General features: G+C 64.2%; 15 protein-coding genes. 8 read left to right on the top strand and 7 right to left on the bottom strand.

Features of this window, described 5'->3' with window-relative positions; genetic code table 11:
- Positions 1-17: 17 nt before the first annotated feature.
- Together uvrB and FO488_RS16690 are read left to right on the top strand one after the other, a co-directional pair.
- Entirely contained in the window at positions 18-2,033 is a 2,016-nt protein-coding gene (gene uvrB / locus FO488_RS16695; RefSeq protein ID WP_149211592.1) for an excinuclease ABC subunit UvrB, read from the top strand.
- A 190-nt stretch (positions 2,034-2,223) separates the two neighbouring features.
- Positions 2,224-3,090: an A/G-specific adenine glycosylase gene (locus tag FO488_RS16690; RefSeq protein ID WP_240732008.1), complete on the top strand. Its 867-nt coding sequence runs from the start codon at positions 2,224-2,226 to the stop codon at positions 3,088-3,090.
- A 283-nt stretch (positions 3,091-3,373) separates the two neighbouring features.
- Here the strand turns inward: FO488_RS16690 and FO488_RS16685 are convergent, their stop codons facing one another.
- Positions 3,374-3,637, bottom strand: a complete 264-nt coding sequence (locus FO488_RS16685) for a cytochrome c7 (RefSeq protein ID WP_149211591.1) — start codon at positions 3,635-3,637, stop codon at positions 3,374-3,376.
- A gap of 419 nt (positions 3,638-4,056) precedes the next feature.
- Here FO488_RS16685 and gspG point away from each other — a divergent pair, with 419 nt between their 5' ends.
- From gspG to FO488_RS16660, 5 genes are all read left to right on the top strand, one after another.
- On the top strand, positions 4,057-4,497 hold the full coding sequence (gene gspG, locus FO488_RS16680) for a type II secretion system major pseudopilin GspG (RefSeq protein ID WP_149211590.1): 441 nt from the start codon (positions 4,057-4,059) through the stop codon (positions 4,495-4,497).
- A 136-nt stretch (positions 4,498-4,633) separates the two neighbouring features.
- Positions 4,634-7,294 (top strand): pyruvate, phosphate dikinase, encoded by a 2,661-nt coding sequence (ppdK, locus tag FO488_RS16675; protein ID WP_149211589.1) that lies wholly within the window; start codon positions 4,634-4,636, stop codon positions 7,292-7,294.
- Positions 7,295-7,458: 164 nt separating this feature from the next.
- Positions 7,459-11,475, top strand: a complete 4,017-nt coding sequence (locus FO488_RS16670) for an ATP-binding protein (protein ID WP_168206074.1) — start codon at positions 7,459-7,461, stop codon at positions 11,473-11,475.
- Position 11,476: 1 nt separating this feature from the next.
- Complete coding sequence (locus FO488_RS16665; RefSeq protein WP_149211587.1) at positions 11,477-12,373, top strand: transporter substrate-binding domain-containing protein; 897 nt, start codon at positions 11,477-11,479, stop codon at positions 12,371-12,373.
- Complete coding sequence (locus tag FO488_RS16660; RefSeq protein ID WP_149211586.1) at positions 12,370-15,045, top strand: response regulator; 2,676 nt, start codon at positions 12,370-12,372, stop codon at positions 15,043-15,045. The genes FO488_RS16665 and FO488_RS16660 overlap by 4 nt, the downstream gene beginning before the upstream one ends.
- A gap of 63 nt (positions 15,046-15,108) precedes the next feature.
- Here FO488_RS16660 and FO488_RS16655 read toward each other — a convergent pair whose 3' ends face one another.
- The 4 genes from FO488_RS16655 to FO488_RS16640 form a co-directional block, all read right to left on the bottom strand.
- Positions 15,109-16,290, bottom strand: coding sequence for a methyl-accepting chemotaxis protein (locus FO488_RS16655; RefSeq protein ID WP_149211585.1), 1,182 nt, complete (start codon positions 16,288-16,290; stop codon positions 15,109-15,111).
- Between the two features lie 118 nt (positions 16,291-16,408).
- Entirely contained in the window at positions 16,409-16,957 is a 549-nt protein-coding gene (gene amrA, locus FO488_RS16650) for an AmmeMemoRadiSam system protein A (protein WP_149211584.1), read from the bottom strand.
- Positions 16,958-17,051: 94 nt separating this feature from the next.
- Positions 17,052-17,558, bottom strand: a complete 507-nt coding sequence (gene def, locus FO488_RS16645; RefSeq protein WP_149211583.1) for a peptide deformylase — start codon at positions 17,556-17,558, stop codon at positions 17,052-17,054.
- 3 nt (positions 17,559-17,561) lie between these two features.
- On the bottom strand, positions 17,562-18,122 hold the full coding sequence (locus tag FO488_RS16640) for a glycine cleavage system protein R (protein WP_149211582.1): 561 nt from the start codon (positions 18,120-18,122) through the stop codon (positions 17,562-17,564).
- A 113-nt stretch (positions 18,123-18,235) separates the two neighbouring features.
- Here FO488_RS16640 and FO488_RS16635 point away from each other — a divergent pair, with 113 nt between their 5' ends.
- Complete coding sequence (locus FO488_RS16635; RefSeq protein WP_149211581.1) at positions 18,236-20,248, top strand: molybdopterin oxidoreductase family protein; 2,013 nt, start codon at positions 18,236-18,238, stop codon at positions 20,246-20,248.
- Between the two features lie 18 nt (positions 20,249-20,266).
- On the opposite strand, the gene FO488_RS16630 is transcribed toward FO488_RS16635, so the two are convergent.
- Both FO488_RS16630 and FO488_RS16625 read right to left on the bottom strand, forming a co-directional pair.
- Entirely contained in the window at positions 20,267-20,611 is a 345-nt protein-coding gene (locus FO488_RS16630) for a type II toxin-antitoxin system PemK/MazF family toxin (protein ID WP_149211580.1), read from the bottom strand.
- Entirely contained in the window at positions 20,604-20,840 is a 237-nt protein-coding gene (locus tag FO488_RS16625) for a CopG family transcriptional regulator (RefSeq protein WP_149211579.1), read from the bottom strand. Before FO488_RS16625 ends, FO488_RS16630 begins: the two co-directional genes overlap by 8 nt.
- Positions 20,841-20,897 lie beyond the last annotated feature (57 nt).

The following is a 20,897-nucleotide window of genomic DNA, read 5'->3' as shown; positions in this document are numbered from 1 at the left end:
TCGGAGTGGATCGAGTAATGTCCCCCTTCAACCTTGCCACAACCTACATCCCCCGGGGCGACCAGCCCCAGGCCATCGCCGAACTGGTGGAGGGGATCGAGCGCGGCGACCGGCACCAGGTGCTCCTGGGGGTGACCGGCTCGGGCAAGACCTTCACCGTGGCCAACGTCATCGCCCAGACCGGCCGGCCGGCCCTGGTGCTGGCCCCCAACAAGACCCTGGCGGCCCAGCTCTACGGCGAGTTCAAGGAACTCTTCCCGGACAACGCCGTGGAATATTTTGTCTCCTACTACGACTACTACCAGCCGGAAGCGTACCTCCCCACCACCGACACCTTCATCGAGAAGGACTCGTCCATCAACGACGAGATCGACAAGATGCGCCACTCGGCCACCCGCAGCCTCCTGACCCGGCGCGACGTGATCATCGTGGCCTCGGTTTCCTGCATCTACGGCATCGGCTCGCCCGAGGCCTATGCCAGCCTGCACATCTTTTTCCACCAGGGGGAGGAGTACGGCCGCGACACCCTGCTGAAAAAACTGGTGGAGATCCAGTACGAACGCAACGACGTGGATTTTCACCGCGGCACCTTCCGGGTGCGGGGCGATGTGGTGGAGGTCTTCCCGGCCTACGACAGCGACAAGGCGCTCCGTATCGAGTTCTTCGGCGACGAGGTGGAGGCCATCAGCGAGATCGACCCCCTGCGGGGCGTGGTGCTCCACAAACTGCCCAAATGCGCCATCTATCCGGCCTCCCATTACGTCTCCACCCGCGAGACCCTGGACCGGGCGGTGGAGTTGATCCGCGTGGACCTGGGGGAGCGCCTCCGCTATTTCCGGGAGCGGAACATGCTGCTGGAGGCCCAGCGCATCGAGCAGCGCACCTTCTACGACATCGAGATGATGGAGGAGATGGGCTTCTGCCAGGGGATCGAGAACTATTCCCGCTATTTCGATGGCCGTAGGGAGGGGGAGCCCCCCTATACCCTGATCGACTATTTTCCCGAAGATTTCGTGCTTTTCGTGGACGAATCCCACATCACCATCCCCCAGGTGGGGGGGATGTACCGGGGCGACCGCAGCCGCAAGGAAACCCTGGTGCAGTACGGTTTCCGCCTGCCGGCGGCCCTGGACAACCGGCCGCTCAACTTCCAGGAGTTTGAAAAGCGCATCCGCCAGGCGGTGTACGTCTCGGCCACGCCGGCGGATTTCGAGATGGAGCGGAGCGGCGGTGTCTTCGTGGAGCAGGTCATCCGCCCCACCGGGCTGGTGGACCCGCGGATCGAGGTCCGGCCGGCCACGGCGGGGACGGCGTCCGTGGGCCAGGTGGACGACCTCCTCCACGAGGTCCGCGAGACCGTGGCCAAGGGGGAGCGGGTGCTGGCGACCACCCTGACCAAGCGCATGGCCGAGGAGCTGACCAATTATTACCAGGAGTTGGGGGTCAGGGTGCGTTACCTGCACTCGGACATCGACACCATCGAGCGCATGCAGATCCTGCGCGATCTCAGGCTGGGAGAGTTCGACGTGCTGGTGGGGATCAACCTGCTGCGGGAGGGGCTGGACCTGCCGGAGGTCTCCCTGGTGGCCATCCTGGACGCCGACAAGGAGGGGTTCCTCCGTTCCGCCCGCTCCCTGATCCAGACCTGCGGCCGGGCCGCCCGCAATGTGGGCGGCCGGGTGCTGATGTACGCCGACACGGTGACCCGCTCCATGCAGGCCTGCATCGACGAGACCGAACGCCGCCGCGTCAAGCAGCTGGCCTATAACGAGGAGTTCGGCATCACCCCCGAGACGGTGAAAAAGAGTATGCTGACGATCCTGAATTCCGTCGAGGAGAAGGATTACTACACCCCGGCGGGGGGCGTGGCCGAGACGGCCGAGGAGTATGTGGCGCCCCGGGAGATCCCCAAGCTGATCAAGAAGCTGCGCAAGGAGATGCTGGCGGCGGCCAAGGCCCTGGATTTCGAGAGCGCCGCCAAACTGCGGGACCGGATCAAGCGGCTGGAGGAGATGGAGTTGGCGCTGCGTTAACCCGGTATCTCTTAAAAACAAATCTGCCACAGAGACACGGAGACACAGAGAAAACCAGGCGTAAGACAAACAAAACAACAACGATTCCAGATAATGGTTTTACACCAAAAAGCCTTTTGCCTTTCTCTGTGTACCTCTGCGTCTCTGTGTCTCCGTGGCAGATTTGCCGTTTTGACCATAGGATCGAAGTTTGAACTTGACCCCCGAACGTCTCACCAACCATTACCACGAAACCGGCACCCTCGCCCCCGCGACGGTCACGGCCTTCCGGAAACATATCCTGGCCCACCACCGGGCCAACCCCCGCCCCATGCCGTGGCGCGAGACCCGCGACCCTTATTGCATCCTGATCTCCGAGATCATGCTCCAGCAGACCCAGGTGGAGCGGGTCAAAGCCAAGTATGCCGAGTTTCTGGCGGCCTTTCCCACGCTTGCCGACCTGGCCGGTGCGCCGCTGCCGCACGTGTTGCGGGTATGGCAGGGGCTGGGCTACAACCGCCGCGCCCTGGCCCTCAAGCGCTGCGCCGAGGAGATCACGGACCGCTTTGCCGGCCGGTTCCCCACGGCCATCGCAGAGCTGGAATCCCTCCCCGGCATCGGCCCGTACACGGCCCGGGCCGTGGCCGCCTTTGCCTTTGGAGTTGCGGAGGCGTTCATCGAGACCAACATCCGCACGGTTTTCATCCATTTCTTTTTTCATGGCAGGGACCAGGTGGGGGACCGGGAGCTCATGCCCCTGGTTGCGGCGACCCTGGACCGGGAAGATCCCCGCACCTGGTACTATGGGCTGATGGACTACGGCGCGCTGCTCAAGCAGAGCCATGCCAATCCGGGCCGCCGCAGCGCCCACCACGCCCGTCAGTCTCGATTCGAGGGGTCGAACCGCCAGTTGCGCAGCCGCATGCTGCGGGCGGTCATGGTGCATCCGGGGATAACGGCGGAAGGGTTGGCCGAACTGCTCGGGGCCGAGACGGAGGCGGTGCAGAGCAATCTTGCGGCCATGGAGCGCGAGGGCTTTCTCTGCAAACAGGGAAAAGGAGTGGGGATCACGGGATAGCAGGCTGTTGAAAAACCCAGGTTGTTCAAAAATAGTCAGATCGTCGCATCCGCTCGACAAGCCATGAGGAGGCAGCCCTCTCTCTATCTCTCCCCCAGGGGGGAGAGCATGCCGTGCCCTCTCCCTCCGGGAGAGGGATTGGGTGAGGGACCGCAGCGCTACGCCGCACGAAAGGGCTTTCGAGGACGGCGACGAGATGGCTGTTTTTCAACAACCTCTTAAAACGAGAAGAGGGCAGCGTCGTTGCTGCCCTCTCGTGGCACGTCGTCAACCGTTCAAACGGTTACTTGTGGCATTCTTTGCAGGAGGTCGGCCCTTTGGCCATGGTGCTGTGGCACCCTTTGCAGTTCTTGTGGGCCCAGTCCTTGCCGAACCCTTCGATCTTGCCGCCGGCTGCGGAGGCGTGGCACTTCGTACAGTCCTTCAGGAGTTCCTGATGGGCCTTGTGGTTGAACTTGACGCCTTTTTTCAGTTCGATCACGTCGGCGGCAAAGGCGGTCCCGGCAAAAGCTGCGATGGCGAGGATGGCGATTACGGTCTTTTTCATGGTTTCTCTCTCCTTGGTGGTGGTGTGCTGCAAAAAAGCTGTATACGCGATATTGCCTTGTAAGGCCAAGGTCCGTCAACCTATTTTTTATCCGCGCCTTTTCCGGCCGGACCACGTGCCTTCCCCCCGGTTGGGCTGCCGGTCTTTCCGGGGGGCGGGAGCGGGATGGCCGGTGTTTTTCCCTGCCCGGCAGTTCGTTATCCTGGTTGTATACATGGCGCGTGCCAAAAGAGGATGGTTTTGTAATATATTGAAATCATTGCGGTCGATCGAACCGGTGCCGGAGGGGGGCGCCGGCTCTCTGCCGCAATTGAGGTAGCGGCTGGTTCTTTTGGGTTAGTCTGAAAAGCCTTGCCATGCAGCCCTGTTCATGTAAAATCCCAGGGGTACGGAATCACAACAATGGAGGATACGCAGACATGAAACAGCTCAACAACAGGCGCGGCTTCACCCTCATCGAGATCATGGTGGTGATCGTCATTCTGGCGCTTCTGGCTGCCCTGGTCGGACCCAAGATCATGGGCCGCACCGACGACGCCAAGATCCAGACCACCAAGACCCAGATCAGAAACCTGGAGTCGGCCCTCAAGCTCTATAAGCTCGACAACGGCGTCTACCCCACCACGGAACAGGGGCTGAACTCCCTGGTGACGAAGCCGACCGTGGGGGTCATCCCCAAGAACTTCAAGGATGGCGGGTATCTGGAGAGCAAGAGCGTGCCCAAGGATGGCTGGGGCAACGACTTCCTCTACGTGTCGCCGGGTGAGCACGGGGATTACGACCTCTACTCCTACGGTGCCGACGGCGCCAAGGGGGGCGAGGGGAAGGACGCGGATATCAGCAGTTGGGAACTGAAGTAGCCCTTTTTCGCATTTAAGGTTGAAATTTTGTTTTTCTGCGTTATAGTTGACCGCCTAACTTATTATTTTAATTATGAATAAAAGTTTTTAGCCGGTCTAAAGCACGGTTCTCTATCATCCTTGAGGAGGCAGCACCATGACGCAGAAGTATGTGTATTTCTTTGGCAACGGCCAGGCCGAGGGGCGGGCCGAGATGAAAAACCTGTTGGGGGGCAAGGGGGCCAATCTGGCGGAAATGACCAGCATCGGCCTTCCGGTCCCCCCGGGTTTCACCATCACCACCGAGGTCTGCACCGAGTACTATAAGAACAGTCAGGCGTATCCCGAATCCCTGGCCGCCACCGTGGCCGAAAACCTCGAAAAGGTCGAGGCGCTGATGGGGAGGAAATTCGGCGACCCCCACAACCCCCTGCTTGTCTCCGTCCGCTCCGGCGCCCGCGCCTCCATGCCCGGCATGATGGACACCATCCTCAACCTCGGCCTGAACGACACCACGGTCCAGGGCATCATCGCCCAGAGCGGGGACGAACGGTTCGCCTACGACGCCTACCGCCGCTTCGTGCAGATGTATTCCGACGTGGTCATGGGCATGGAGAAGGACATCCTGGAGCACCTGCTGGAGCAGAGGAAGGAGCAGCGGGGCGTCCACCAGGATACGGATCTTACGGCCGCCGACTGGCGGGAGCTGGTCGGGGCGTTCAAGCTCAAGATCAAGGAGGAACTGGGGCAGGAATTTCCCGAAGATCCCCACGAGCAGTTGTGGGGCGCCATCGGGGCCGTTTTCGGCTCGTGGATGAACCAGCGCGCCATTACCTACCGCAAGCTCAACAGCATCCCCGCCGACTGGGGCACCGCCGTCAACGTCCAGTCCATGGTGTTCGGCAATATGGGCAACGACTGCGCCACCGGCGTGGCGTTCACCCGCGACCCCTCCACCGGTGAAAACTACTTCTTCGGCGAATTCCTGGTCAACGCCCAGGGAGAGGACGTGGTGGCCGGCATCCGCACCCCCCAGCCGATCAACCGCGTCAAGGACAAGGACGGCAAGCTCCCCTCCATGGAGGAGGTCCTGCCCGAGTGCTACCGGCAGTTGGTGGATATCCGCGGCATCCTGGAAAAGCATTACAAGGACATGCAGGATATCGAATTCACCATCGAGAAGGGCAAGCTCTTCATGTTGCAGACCCGCAACGGCAAGCGCACCGCACCGGCGGCCATCAGGATCGCCGTGGACATGGTGAAGGAGGGGCTGATCGACGAGAAGGAGGCGGTCCTGCGGGTCCAGCCCGCCCAGCTCGACCAGCTCCTGCACCCCTCCCTCGATCCCGCCGCCGCCAAAGAGGTCATTGCCAAGGGGCTGCCGGCCTCGCCGGGCGCCGTTTCCGGCTTGGTGGTCTTCAGCGCCGATGAGGCCGAGGCCGAAGCCAAGCTGGGCCGGAAGGTGATCCTGGTGCGCATCGAGACCAGCCCCGAGGACATCCACGGCATGCACGCCGCCCAGGGGATCCTCACCGCACGGGGCGGCATGACCTCCCACGCGGCGGTGGTGGCCCGCGGCATGGGGAAATGCTGCGTGGCCGGCTGCGGCGACATCAAGGTGGACTACGCCGGCGAAACCTTTACGGCCCGGGGCGGCGTGGTGGTGAAAAAGGGGGATACGATCACCCTGGACGGCTCCTGCGGCGACGTGATGCTGGGCGCCGTGCCGACGGTCGCCCCCGCCATGACCGGCGACTTCGCCCAGTTGATGGCGTGGGTCGATACCTACCGCAGGCTCAGGGTCCGGGCCAACGCCGACACCCCCCACGACGCCAGGGTCGCCCGCCAGTTCGGCGCCGAGGGGATCGGCCTGTGCCGCACCGAACATATGTTCTTCGATGCCGAGCGCATCGCGGCCGTCCGGGAGATGATCCTCTCCGAGGAGGTGGCAGGGCGCGAAAAGGCCCTGACCAAGATCCTGCCCATGCAGAAGGGGGATTTCATCGGCCTTTTCCGCGAGATGAAGGGGGTGCCGGTAACCATCCGCCTCCTGGACCCGCCGCTGCACGAGTTCCTGCCCCAGGAGGAGAAGGACCTGGAGGAGCTGTCCAAGACCATGAAGGTGCCGGTGGGCGCCCTCAGGCACAAGGTGGAGTTCCTGCACGAATTCAACCCGATGCTCGGCCACCGCGGCTGCCGCCTGGGCATCACCTTTCCCGAGATCTACGACATGCAGGTGCGGGCCATCATGGAGGCGGCCTGCGAGCTGGTCAAGAATGAAGGGTTCTCCATCGTCCCGGAGATCATGATCCCCCTGATCGCCACGGTCAAAGAGCTTCAGGTGCTCAAGCAGAACGCCGTGGCCATCTGCGACGAGGTCATCGCCCGGTACGGCGTCACGCTGGAGTACCTGATCGGCACCATGATCGAGCTGCCCCGCGCGGCGCTGACCGCCGACGAGATCGCCGGGGAGGCCGAGTTTTTCTCCTTCGGCACCAACGACCTGACCCAGACCACCTTCGGCCTTTCCCGGGACGACGCCGGGAAATTCCTGCCGTTCTACGTGGATCACGGCATCCTGGCGGAAGACCCCTTCGTGTCCCTGGACCAGAGCGGTGTCGGCCAACTGGTCAAGATGGCGGTGGAGAAGGGGCGCGCCACCCGCCCGAAGATCAAGCTGGGCATCTGCGGCGAGCATGGCGGCGACCCGGCGTCGGTTATCTTCTGCCACAAGGCCGGGCTGGACTACGTCTCCTGCTCTCCCTTCCGGGTGCCCATCGCCCGGCTGGCGGCGGCCCATGCGGCTCTGGCCCCCTGACGCCGCCCCCCCGCACCATTGGAGCGAAGGCCCCACGGACGCTGTCCCTCCGTGGGGCCTTCCTCTTTCTTAAACCTGCGCCGTTATAAATAAAAGTTTGAAAACAGTGAATATGCGAGTATATTTTTTTTAAAGCGTTCTTCATCATGTCGTGTGGAGACCTTATGGATATACTGCACCATGGCGACGATGCCGGGCCCGACAAGAACGCGATCCCCATTTTCCTGGCCCTTGCCGTCGCCGGGGTTGGCGGCAATTACTTTAAATTACCCCTTTTTTTCGATGTGGATTACGTCTTCGGCAGCATCTTCGCCATGCTGGCGCTCCAAATCCTCGGCCTCGGCCGGGGCGTGCTGGCAGGGCTCCTCATCAGCAGCGTCACCTGGTTAACCTGGAACCATCCCTACACCATCGTCGTCATGACCCTCGAGGTCGCCGTCACCGGCTGGCTCAACCGCCGCAGGCAGCTGGCGCTGGTCCCGGCCAATGTGGCGTATTGGCTCTTCATCGGCATCCCCCTGACCTATCTTGTGTTCCACGGTCTCATGGACGTGCCGTTCAACAGCACCGTCCTGGCCATGACCAAGATGTCCCTGAACGGCATTGCCAACACCCTCCTGGCCCGGCTGCTGTTCATGGCCGTCGTGCCCCGCTTCAGGAGCATCTCCTTCCCGCTCCGGGAGGTGGTATTCAATCTGCTCGCCTTTTTCATGCTGCTGCCGGCGCTGATCATCCTCACCATTGAGAGCAGGTACGAATTTGCCAGGACTGAGCAGAGCGTCCGCCAGAAGCTGCTCGACAGCGGCCGCCTTGCCGCCAGCGATCTTGCGACGTGGCAGGGGGACCGCCTGACCATGCTCACCCATCTGGCTGGGATGGCCGTTTCCCATTCCCCGGCCATGATGCGTGCCAGCATGGAGGAGGTGCGCTCCCTGGACCGGAGTTTCGGCTCGTTGGGGCTGGTGGACAGGGAGGGGGCGCTTATCGCCCTGGCCCCTGCCGGCCGCGCGGCCGCCCCCGCTGTGCCGCCTCTTGCCCAGGTGAAACAGACGCTTCAGCCCTGTTTTTCCGATGTGCTCATCCCCGGGTTCGGCAGGCCGGAGCCGGCGGTGCTGGCGGTCGTGCCGGTGGCCTCCGGCGGCGGCCATGGCGGTTATATCGCGGGCGCTCTCGACCTGGGGAGGGTGATGGACCTCCTGAAGGAACACACCGCAGACACCGGGATGCGCTTCACACTCCTGGACGGCCATGGCAAGGTCATCGCGACCAACCGGGACGATCTGAAGGTCATGGAGCGCTATTCCCGCCGTCAGGGGGCGTTCCGGCGTCTCGACGGGGATGTCCTGATGTGGCATCCGCCCCTGCCCGCCAATACGCCGGCCATGGAGCGCTGGCGGAAGACGAGCTACATCGCCGCCACGCAGGCCGGCATGGCGGAGTCGTGGCAACTGATCCTGGAGCAGCCGCTGGCCCCCATCCTGGCGGCATTCTACGAACACCGCGCCGATACGATGATCGTGGCGTTCTGCATTCTCCTGGCCATATTGGCCCTGGCCGAGGCCTTCAGCCGGAAGATCATCGTCTGGGTTGACGCGTTGCGGGAGGTTTCGTCGGACGTGCCGCACCGGCTGCTGTCGGGTGAAGAGGTGGTCTGGCCGGAAAGCGGCATCGCCGAGGTCAGCCACCTGATCGGCAACTTCAGGGAGATGGTCGGCGCCTTGAGCGACAACTTCACCAAGATCACGCGCCTGAACGCCACCCTGGAGGAACGGGTCGAAGAGCGCACCAAGGCGCTCCAGGAAAGTGAAGGGCGTTTCCGGATGCTCTTGGAGTCAACGCCCAACATCGCGATACAGGGGTATACGGCCGAGGGGACGGTGACCTACTGGAACAGGGCCTCGGAAATGATCTACGGCTACTCGTCCCGGGAGGTGCAGGGCCGCAATCTGCTGGACCTGATCATCCCGCCCGAGATGCGGGAGGAGGTGCGGGGGGCGATCCGTTCCATGGTGGAGACCGGCACGGCCATCCCGGCCGGCGAGTTGTCGCTCATGCGCAAGGACGGCTCCCGGGTCCCCGTGTTCTCGAGCCATGCCGTGGTACAGCCGCCCGGGCGGGCGGCGGAGTTCTTCTGCATGGACATGGACCTGAGCGACCGCAAGCGGGTGGAAGACGCCCTCAGGGAGAGGGAACGGCAACTGCTGGACGCCCAGAGGGTGGCCCGGCTCGGTTTCTATGTCTTCGACATCCCCTCCGGCCTGTGGACCAGCTCGGCGGTCATGGACGAAATATTCGGCATAGACGGGACGTACCGGCGGGATGTGAACGGCTGGCTGGACCTGCTGCATCCCGGCGACCGCGAGCCGATGCGGGACTATCTCCTGTCGGACGTCATCGGCGACCGAAAGCCCTTCGACCGCCAGTATCGCATCATACGGCGTGCGGACGGCCGCGAACGCTGGCTGCACGGGCTCGGAGCGTTGCGGATGGACGAACGTGGCCAGCCCGTGACCATGTTCGGCATCATACAGGACATCACCGAACGCAGACTGGCGGAAGAGGCGCTGCAACAGGCCAAGGCCGCTGCCGATGAGGCCAGCGCAGCCAAGAGCGAGTTCCTGGCCAACATGAGCCACGAGATCCGCACCCCCATGAACGGCATCATCGGCATGAGCGACCTGCTGCTCACCACGGAATTGACGGTGGAGCAGCACCGGTATGCCGAAGTCGTCAATTCGTGCGGCAAGAATCTGCTCGCCATCATCAACGATGTCCTGGACCTGGCGAAGATCGAGGCGCGCAGGGTGGAACTGGAGGCCATAGACTTCGACCTGCAGCGGCTGCTGGACGAAACTCTGGAGATGTTGCGGCCCCTTGCGCAGGACAAGGGGCTTGTCATGACGTGCGCCGTAGCGCCCGAGGTGCCGCGGCTGCTGCGGGGGGACCCGGGGCGGCTGCGCCAGATCGTCGTCAACCTGGCGGGGAATGCCCTGAAATTCACGCTGCACGGCAGGGTGGACATCCACGTGGGCCTCGATGCGCAGGAGGTGCACCACGCCACCCTACGCTTCCGGGTGAAGGATACGGGGATCGGCATTCCGGAGGATCGCCTGGATGGGATCTTCTCCTCGTTCGTCCAGGTGGACGACTCGACGGCACGCAAATACGGGGGGACCGGCCTGGGGCTCTCCATATCCCGGCAACTGGTGGAGTTGATGGCGGGAACGATCGCCGTGGAGAGCAGGGTGGGCGAGGGCTCGACCTTCTGGTTCACCGTGCGCCTGGCCCTGCAATCCCCCGGCGCAGCGGCGCAGCCCGTGGATGATGCCCCGGTCCCCGTTCCTGCTCCCCCGGCCCCCGCGAGGCGGCAGGGACGTATCCTGGTGGTCGAGGACAATCCGACCAATCAGATGGTGGTCCTTGCGATCCTGCACAAGCTGGGCTACCGCGCCGATGCGGTGGCCGACGGCCGCGCCGCGGTCGAGGCGCTGCAGACGACCGCCTACGACCTGGTCCTGATGGACTGCCAGATGCCGGGCATGGACGGTTATGAGGCCACGGCCATGATCCGCTCTCCCCATTCGGCGGTCCTGAACCACGAGATTCCCATTATCGCCATAACCGCCCATGTGCTGCGGGAAGAACAGGAAAAATGCCGGGATGCGGGCATGAACGACTACCTGGCCAAGCCGATCCAGCCCGAGCTGTTGGCGGTGGTGCTGGAAAAGTGGCTGCAGGCCGGCGTGCCTTTCCCCCCGGGGGGAGAGGGGGACAGGGAGAAAGCCCCGGAGCACATCGGCATATTCGACGAATTTGACTTTCTGAAGCGCAATATGCATGATGAGGCGCTCGGCCGCGACGTCATCGCCCTGTATGCCGTGAGCGCCTCGGGGAGCCTGGCAGCGCTTCAGGAGGCGCTGGCGGCCGGCGACGGCGCCGGGATGCTGCATCTGGCCCATTCGCTGAAAGGCGCCTCCGCCACCGTCAGCGCGCCCGCCATGAACCGCCTCTCCGCCGAACTGGAAAGGATGGGCAGGCAGGGGGATTTCGGCCGGGCCGGCGATGTGCTGCGCGAGTTGGTGGGGGAGTTTGAACGGCTGAAGGGGGTGCTGGCGGAACGGGGATGGTATGTACGACCCCCCGTTTCTGGAATGCAAGGCCCGGGAAAGGGAGGGGAGTAACATGGCAAGAATCGGTGCCGCCATGGTCCTTGCGGCGGTCATGTCGCTTGGCTGCATGGCTTCGGTCCTCGCTGCGGACCTGGCGGAGGTCCGGCAACGGGGGGTGCTGCGCCACCTGGGGGTCCCCTACGCCAACTTCGTCAGCGGTTCCGGCGACGGTTTGGATGTTGACCTGATCAGGGGGTTCGCCGCCAGTCTCGGGGTGAGATACGAATATGTCCCGGCCGATTGGGACACCATCGCCCAGGACCTTCTCGGCACCAGGCTCAAGGTAACGGGAAGCGCGGTGAAACTGCTGGAAGCGACGCCGGTCAGGGGGGATCTGATCGCCAACGGTTTCACCATCCTGCCCTGGCGGGAGAAGGTGTTCATGTTTTCGGAGCCGGTGTTCCCCAGCCAGATCTGGCTGGTGGCCCTGGCGGAGTCCAAGGTGCGGCCCATAAAGCCGACCGGCTCCGTGGACCGGGACATCGCCGTCACCAAGGGGCTGATGAAGGGGAAGAGCGTGCTGGCCCTGGAAAAGACCTGTCTCGATCCGGCACTCTACAAGCTGTCGGAGACCGGCGCCAGGGTGGTCTGCTTCAAGGGCAAGCTGAACGAGCTGGCGCCGGCGCTCCTGAAAAAAGAGGCGGAGATGACCATCCTCGATTTCCCCGACGCCCTGATCGCCCTGGAGAAATGGCCCGGCAGGTTCAAGGTCGTGGGGCCCATCTCCCGCAAGCAGATGATGGGGGTCGCGTTCCCGATGGATGCCGTCAAGCTGCACGCGGCCTTCAACCGGTTTCTGGACAAGTCGAAAAGGGACGGCAGCTACCTGAAGATCGTCAAACGGTACTATCCCTCCTCCGTGCGCTATTTCCCGGACTTTTTCACGGGCAACGATCATCGCCCGCAATGAACTTTTCGCCCGCCTCCATACAGCGCCGCTTTCTGCTGTGCCTGCTGGGGGCCGCCCTGGTCGGCTACCTGATCTATCTGGTCAACGCCCAGTATCAGGCGCAGCGGGAGTTGCAGCGCTATACCTCCCTGCGTATCGTCCAGGGGGCCGAGAAGCGGGCCATCGCGGTCGGTTATTTTCTTCAGGAACGGCGCAACGATGTCCAGAGCATCGCCCGCTCCCGGGAGCTTTCGTTGTATTTCGAGAACCGGGCGCTCGGCATGTCCATGGAGTACGGACTGGGCGCCAGCCTCGACGCCCTCCGCGAATTTACCGCTTCCTACGAACAGAGGAAGGTCATCGCCGATAAGCCGGTTTTTCGCCGTATCCTGGTCCTGGGGCCGAACGGGGAGCTTTTGGCCGGTACCCCCCCCGCGGGGGGAGGGACGAACTGGCGCGCACAGTTGCCGGCCTCTCCCGCCGGAAGCGGGATGTTTCTGGACAACCATGATGGCGCCCACGATCTCATCCTCGTTGCCCCGGTCAGCTTCAAGGACGCCCCGGCGGGATCCGTCGTGGCCTGGCTCGACACCGACCAGATCTTCACCCGTTTTGTGGAGGAGGAAGGCCTGGAGGCGGGGCGGACCGATGCGCTCGTCATGGACGGGATCTATCTGCAATGTACCCAAAGGCTTGGCGGCGGCTTGCCGTCCCGGCTGCTGCCCGAGCCCCGGCGTTTGAAGCAGGGCGAGATCCGCCCGTACCGCATCGTCACGCCTGAAAACGTCTCCCTGCAGATGCTGGGCTCGCGCATCCCCATACCCGATACCCCCCTTTCCCTGGTCTTCTTTTTTCCCGACGCCTCCCACGGCAACGCCAATTCGCCCCGCCTGTTTCTCCTGGTTTCCGGCGCTTTTGGGGCCTTCATCCTGATCGGCGGGATGTTGTCCCTGCGGGCCGCCACCCGCGCCAAGCTCCTGCAGGCGCGGTTGGCCGAGCAGGACTTGAGGGAGCGGGAGGTGGCGGAGCGGAACAGGCTCCTGGAAATCGAGATCGCAACGCGTACCCGGCTGCAGGACGAACTGCTGCGGGCAAAGGAGCAGGCCGAAGCGGCCAACAAGGCCAAGAGCGAATTTCTGGCCAACATGAGCCATGAGATCCGCACCCCCATGAACGGGGTCATCGGCATGAGCGACCTGCTCCTGACCAGCAACCTGAATGGCGAGCAGCGCACCTATGCCGAGATCGTCCGCACCAGCGGCATGAACCTTCTGGAGCTCATCAACGACATCCTCGATTTCTCCAAGATAGAGGCCGGAAAGCTCCAGTTGCAGAACCAGGACTTCAACCTCCGGGACGTCATGGAGGAGACCACGGAGATGTTTGCCATGCAGGCATTCAGGCAGGGGCTTGAGCTGGTTTGCCTGATGGACCCCGACGTGCCCATACTGCTGTGCGGCGATCCGGGGCGGCTGCGCCAGGTCGTCATCAACCTGGTGGGCAATGCCCTCAAGTTCACTCCCCGCGGCGAGGTGGCCGTCCATGTCCGATGCGACGGCAGGCAGGGGGAGCAGGTACTGGTGCGGGTCGCCGTGGCCGATACCGGCATCGGCATACCGCAGCATCAGATGGCGGGACTCTTCGACCAGTTTACCCAGGTGGATGGATCGGCAACGCGCAAATACGGCGGGACCGGTTTGGGGCTCGCCATCAGCAGGCAACTGGCAGGGCTGATGGGGGGCGCCATCGGCGTGGAAAGCAGGGAAGGGGTCGGTTCGACGTTCTGGTTCACCGCGGCGTTGCAGGTGCAGAAGGGGACGGCGCCCCCCGGACAGCCGTGCGCTGCGTTCCGGGGGGTGCCGGTTCTCGTGGCGGACGGCAACCGGACCTGCCGCAGGCAGCTCTGCAGCACGTTGACGTCGTGGGGGTTCATCTGCCACGAGGCGCCGGACGGCGCCTCCGCCCTGCTGGCGCTTCGCGGGGCGGCCCGGGAAGGGAACCCCCTCCGGATGGCCCTGCTGAGCATGCCGCTGCCGGACAGGGATGGCGTGGAACTGGCCCGGGACATCGGAGCCGATGGCCACACCGGCGGTACGAGGCTGATCGCCGTAACGCCGCTGGCCACGTTGGGCGATGCGCCTTCCTACCGGGAAAACGGTTTCGCAGGGCATCTTTTCAAACCGGTGCGCCAATCCCGCTTGTATGAATGCCTGGCCGCGCTCTTGAAAACAGATGTGGTTGACGCCCCCCCGCCCGTGGTCGTGATCCCGGACGCGGGGGCGGCGGAGCCGGGAAATCCGCCGGCGCCTGCGCGCATCCTGGTGGCGGAGGATAATGCGACCAACCAGGCGGTGGTTCTGGCCATCCTGCACAAGCTGGGCTACCGCGCCGATGCGGTGGCCGACGGCCGAGCCGCGGTCGGGGCGTTGCAGACGACCGCCTACGACCTGGTCCTGATGGACTGCCAGATGCCGGAAATGGACGGCTATGAGGCTACGGCCATGATCCGCTCCCCCCATTCGGGGGTCCTGAACCATGCAATCCCGATCATCGCCATAACCGCCCATGTGCTGCAGGAAGAGCAGGAGAGGTGCCTGGCGGCGGGCATGGACGACTATCTCGCCAAGCCGATCCACTCCAGGCTCGTGGCGCGTCTGCTGGAAAAGTGGCTGCCGGGTGTTCCGTGCGGCTAGTCCGTGCCCGGAATGACTCCCCGCGGCCAGCCACCCGGAACACCTGCAGGCTGGTGAAATGTGCTAGGAGAGCTTGAAGCGGTTCACCATCTGCTGAAGCTCCGTGGCCGACGTGGCCAGGCTGGAGGCGGCCGCCTCCGTCTGTTCGGCCCCGGAGGCGGCCTCGCTGATGACGCGGGTGATGAGATGCATGTTCCCGGTTATGGCCGAGGTGGTCGTGGACTGGCCGGTGGCGGCGGTGGATACCTGGGACACCTGCCCGTGGAGGACGCCGATCTGGCGGAGGATTGTCCCGATGGCCTCGCACGAGTGGCGCACCCCTTCGCCACCCTCGTGCACGCTGCCCGAACTCTGCTCCATGGAGGAGACCACGTTCCGCACATCCCGCTGCAGGGCGTCGATAATGGTCTGGATCTCGCGGGTCGCCGCGGTGGTCCGTTCGGCCAGGCTGCGCACCTCATCGGCGACCACGGCGAATCCGCGCCCCTGCTCGCCCGCCCGCGCCGCTTCAATGGCCGCGTTCAGGGCCAGCAGGTTGGTCTGGTCGGCGATGTCCCCGATGGTGGCCAGGATGTCGCCGATGCGCGTCGAATTATCCCCCAGGGATTTTACCGCCTCGGTGGTCTCGGTGATGACCCCCTCGATGGCCCCCATGGTGCCCGACATGCCGGAAATGATCCGTTCCCCCTCCCGCGAGACCTGCTCCGCCTCCCTGGCCATGTCGGACATTTCGAGGCACCTGGTGGATATGTCCGCGCTCATGGCCGCCAGGTCGTCCACGGCGGTGCTGACCGAGGCGGCCTGGGCGGCGGCGCTTTCGGTGCCGTCGGCGATGCTTGCGGAGGTCTGCCGCAGCCGCTCCGAGGAGGCGGCGACCTGTCCCGACGTCGTCTGGATGCCCGTGACGATTTCCCGCACCGACTGCTGCAGTTCCCGCAGGGAACGCAGTATGGCGCTCACCTCGTTGTTGTGCTTGATCCGGATATCCCGCTGCAGATCGCCGGTGGCCATTTCCTTGAGGTAGTCGATGGTCCTGTTGATGGACGAGGTGATGGACCAGATGTTGATCCCGCTGAACAGGGCGCCGAGAATGGTAAAGAGTATGACGGCCAGGGATGTGGCCGGGGGGGAGAGGAACTGACCGGCCGCCCCGGCGGCGATGATGCAGAAGCTGTAGCATGCGCAGAGGATGATGATGCGGACGCGGATGGTCAGGTTGAGATACATGTTCCAGAGCGTTTCCATTGGTTTACCCCGTGAAATGCGATAGTTTTGGCCCCTTGCCGGCAGCGCTTCGGCCCGGGATGCTCGCCGTGACGGCATGGGCCCGGATGAGCCCCCTGCCGCGGAACCGGCTGTGCCGCTACTGCTCTCCGAACACCAGGGCGCTGAAGATGTAGATGTCGCACTCCTTCTGCCAGGCGTTCTCCGGCAGGCCGGCCTTGATGCAGGTATGTTTCAGGAAGGTATCCCGGTCCCAGCCGTATTCGGTGGCCACCTGGGGCAGCAGGACGCCCCGGTAGCTTTCCTTGACGATATAGATGCCGTGTTTCCCCACCTGGATCTGGTCGGCCGACGTGATCTTCTCCAGGGGGGAGAGTACCGATATCTCCAGGTCGAAATCGTCCAGGTCCCGGGGTTTCATGGGGTAGAAGCGCGGGTCGCGGGTCGCGGCCGACACGGCCATTTCCTGTACCAGGCTGTAGAGTGGCCGGTCCGAGACAAAGTTGCCGATGCAGCCTCGCAGGCGCTCCTGCTGCTTGATGGTCACGAAACAGCCGTTTTCACAGGCGAGCCCCTTCGAGGGGGTCCCGACCGGGGGGACCTGCCCGGTGGCCACATAGGCAACGATGGTGTCGCGGGCAATCTTCAGCAGTTCCTTCCGTTCCTTTTTGGTCAAGAGTTCCGCCATATCGCCTCCCCTGCGGTTAATGCATTGGTGGTCAAATGTATACAATACCGGCCGTAGTGCATACGCCCCGGATTGGGCGAACATCAGTTCGCCCCTACTTGTAGTTCTTGCGCCGGAACAGTCCGGTCTTCAGGCTGACGATCCGGTCCAGAAACAGGATGCCGTCCAGGTGGTCCATCTCGTGCTGGATGGCCACCGCCTCGAATCCGGTCGCGGTGATGACCCGCTCCGTTCCGTCCGGTTCGTTGAACCTGACCGTGATCTCGGTGGCCCGTTCCACGTCGCCGGTGTAGTCCGGCACGCTCATGCACCCCTCGCGCATGACGGCGGTTCCGCTTCGGGCCGTGATCTCCGGGTTGACCATGCACAGTTGGCCGTGGTTGTTGTCCTTGCCGTGCCGGCTGGCCGACACGTCCACCACGCAGACCCGCAGGGTGACGCCGATCTGGGGGGCCGCCACGCCCACCGATCCCGGTCCTTCGCGCATGGTGTCGAGCAGATCGCGGATCAGGTCATGTATCGCAGTGTCAATGGTCGCCACCCGGTGGCAGAGCTTCTTGAGCACCGGGTGCGGATAGCGCAGAATAGGTTGAGTTGCCATAGGTCAGAAGGCTACCGGCGTAACCACCCGCACGCCGATTTCCACGTTCAGCTCCTTTTTCAGATCTCCCAGCAGCGCTTCGAGTTCTTCGGGGGTCTGCCCCTCCGGAAGGGCCGCCTCCAGCATCATTACGTAGACCGGCTCTGCGTGCGTGCCGATCAGTTTGGTATTCAGGTCCGTGATATTGACGCCCCGTTCCGCCAGTTCCTGGGTCACGCGGTAGACGATGCCCGGCTGGTCGGCCCCGTAGACCGAGATCAGGCAGATCTCACCGGGCGGCTCCAGGCGGGCGATCTCGTCGGCCTGGAGGGTGCGTACGGCCAGGGACATGCCGAGCCCGTCGCAGACCGGTTTCAGTTCGTCGTAGAGGCGCCCCTTGCTGAACGGCCTGACATGGGATACGATCAGGATCACGGCAAACTCGCCGGCCAGCATGGTGCAACTGGAGTCGGCGAGGTTGCACCCCAGGCGGAAGAGCGCTTCGGCAATGCCGGAAACGATGCCGGTGCGGTCCTTGCCGACGACGGATACGGCATAATGCAGGATCTCGGGCTGCGGTGTCATATAACCCCCACGGGATTCGGTCATGGTCGTCGTGACGGAATCGGATTTGGTCTGCACAAGAGATAAAATCCAAGTATAATATGTTATCCCGTATCTCTGGAAGGAAAATCTCCATGAGCCTCAACATTGTACGCTCCGTCTGCCCCTACGACTGTCCCGACACCTGCGGTTTGCTGGTGGAGGTGGAGGACGGCCGCGCCGTGCGCGTCACCGGCGACCCCGACCACCCCATGACCCGCGGCCTGCTCTGCCCCAAGATGCACCGCTACGAGCGCACGGTTCACTCGCCGCGCCGTCTGACGACCCCCCTGATGCGCACCGGCCCGAAAGGGGAGGGGCTGTTCGAGCCGGTCTCCTGGGCCGAGGCGATCGAGCGCATCTGCTCCTGCTGGAAGGGGCTGATCGCCAGCTACGGGGGGGAATGCGTCCTCCCCTATTCCTATGCCGGCACCATGGGACTGGTGCAGCGGAACAGCGGGCATCCCTTCTTCCACAAGCTGGGGGCCTCGCGCCTGGAACGGACCATCTGCTCCCCGGCCAAGGATGCGGGGTGGAAGGCGGTCATGGGGGATACCCCGGCCATGGAGCCGGGTGAGATGGGGCAGAGCGACCTGGTGATCCTGTGGGGGATCAACGCCAGCGCCACCAGCATCCACGCCATGCGGGACGCCCAGGTGCCCCGGCGGCGCGGCGCCCGGGTGTGGGCCATCGACACCTACCGCACCCCCACCTGCGAGGCGGCGGACGAGGCCTTTATCGTGCGCCCCGGCGGCGACGGCGCCCTGGCCCTGGGGATGATGCACGTCATGGTCCGCGACGGCCTGGCGGATCGGGATTTCATCCGGGATAACGTCCTCGGGTTCGAGGAGTTCGCCGCAAAGGTGCTCCCCGGGTGCGCGCCGGAGCGGATGGCGGAGGCCTGCGGCCTGCCCGCCGGGGTCATCGAACGCCTGGCGCGGGAGTTCGCAACGGCGCAGGCCCCCTTCGTCCGTCTGGGGAGCGGCCTCTCCCGCTACGGCAACGGCGCCATGACCGTCCGCACCATCGCCTGCCTCCCCGCCCTCAGCGGCGCATGGCGGCGTCCCGGCGGCGGCGTGTTCCCCGGCACCTCCACCGGGGGCGCCTTCCCCCTGCACCGGGTCACGCGGGAGGAATTCATGGAACGGCCGACGCGCCTGGTGAGCATGAACCAACTGGGGAGCGCGCTGACCGAACTGAACGACCCGCCGGTCATGTCCCTCTACGTCTACCACTCCAATCCGGCCGCCGTGGCCCCCGACCAGAATGCGGTCATCAGGGGGCTTGAGCGCAACGACCTGTTCACCGTGGTGCACGAGCGCTTTCTGACCGATACGGCCCGTTACGCCGACATCGTCCTGCCGGCCACCACCTCCCTGGAACAGCCGGACCTGTACCGCTGCTACGGCGGCTACCACAGCCAGCGCTGCGGGGCGGCCCTGCCGCCGGTGGGGGAGGCCAAATCCAACTGGGAGGTGTTTTCGCTCCTGGCGGCCGGCATGGGGTGGGACGAACCCTTCTTCCGGCAGACGGCCGACGAGTTGGTGGAACAGTTGCTCGCCTTCGACACCCCCTGGCGGGACCGGGAGACGACCCAACGCCTGCGGCAGGGGGAGCCGGTATTGCTGACGCCCCCTGCCAGCCCCAGGGGCGGCTGGCAGACCCCCTCGGGCCGGATCGAGATCCTGAACTCCCGGGAGCCGGAGCCCCTGCCGCGCCTGCTCCCCACCCATGCCGCGGGGGACGGCTTTCCCCTGCGCCTGCAGCCGGCAACCACCCCCTATGCCCTCAATTCCAGCTTTTACGAGCAGGACGACCTGCGGGAGAAACAGGGAGCCATGGCGCTGCGGATGCACCCGCAGGATGCGGCTGCCCGGGGATTGGGGGAAGGGGAGCGGGTGACGGCCTACAATAATCTCGGCGAGGTGGTATTTGTCCTGCGGGTCACGGAGCTGGTCCCGGCGGGGACCGTGGTCACGGAAGGGGTCTGGTGGCGGGAGTTCTGCCCCGGCGGACGGGGGGTGAACGCCCTGACGTCGCAACGCCTCACCGACGGCGGGCGGGGGAGCACGTTGTACGATGTGGCGGTGGAGGTAAGGGGGGCGTAATTTCCATACGTTGAGCCGCTACTCCATCCCCAAAACCTCGCTGACTGCCTGATACACCCGTCCCATGGCCTGACCATCGAGCCGTAACAGCGGCCCGTCGATGAGGCGCTTGTTGTCGATGGCGCGGAGTTGATCCACGAGCAGGTCGGAGTCCTTATCCAGCCGCCCTTGGGCAGGGACGCGCAGACGGAGCGGTTCGGCATCCTCAACCAGATTGGTGGTCAGAGGTATAACGAGCGTGGAAGGGTGTTCGGCGTCCAGAAGGGCCTGGTTTTGCAGAATCAGCACCGGCCTGACTTTGCCCGGTTCGGTGCCGCGTCCCGGATTGAGGTTGGCCAGCCAGACTTCACCGTGGTTACGCATGGGGCGCATCCTCGATCCCGTCGAATTCGGCATTCACCCGCATGCTTTCCGCCCGCACCTTCAGGCTGGCCTCTGTCAGCCTCGCCCGGCGGCGCTCCGCTGCAACCGCCGCGTTCATCTGCTCCAGGGCCTTGCGCACGTAGGCGGCCCTGGGGATGTGCAACTGCTCGGCAGAGGTGTCCACCTCATGCAACAGGTTGTCAGGAATGCGTAACGATAGCGAAGTCATATGCGTACTCCTTTTTGCATTTCACAACTAAATACTATCGTAACCACGTTTCGGTGT

The sequence above is a fragment of the Geobacter sp. FeAm09 genome (assembly GCF_008330225.1).
GTDB lineage: Bacteria > Desulfobacterota > Desulfuromonadia > Geobacterales > Pseudopelobacteraceae > Oryzomonas.
Note: the sequence above shows the minus strand (reverse complement) of the source record. Positions and strands in the feature narration are given on the sequence as shown.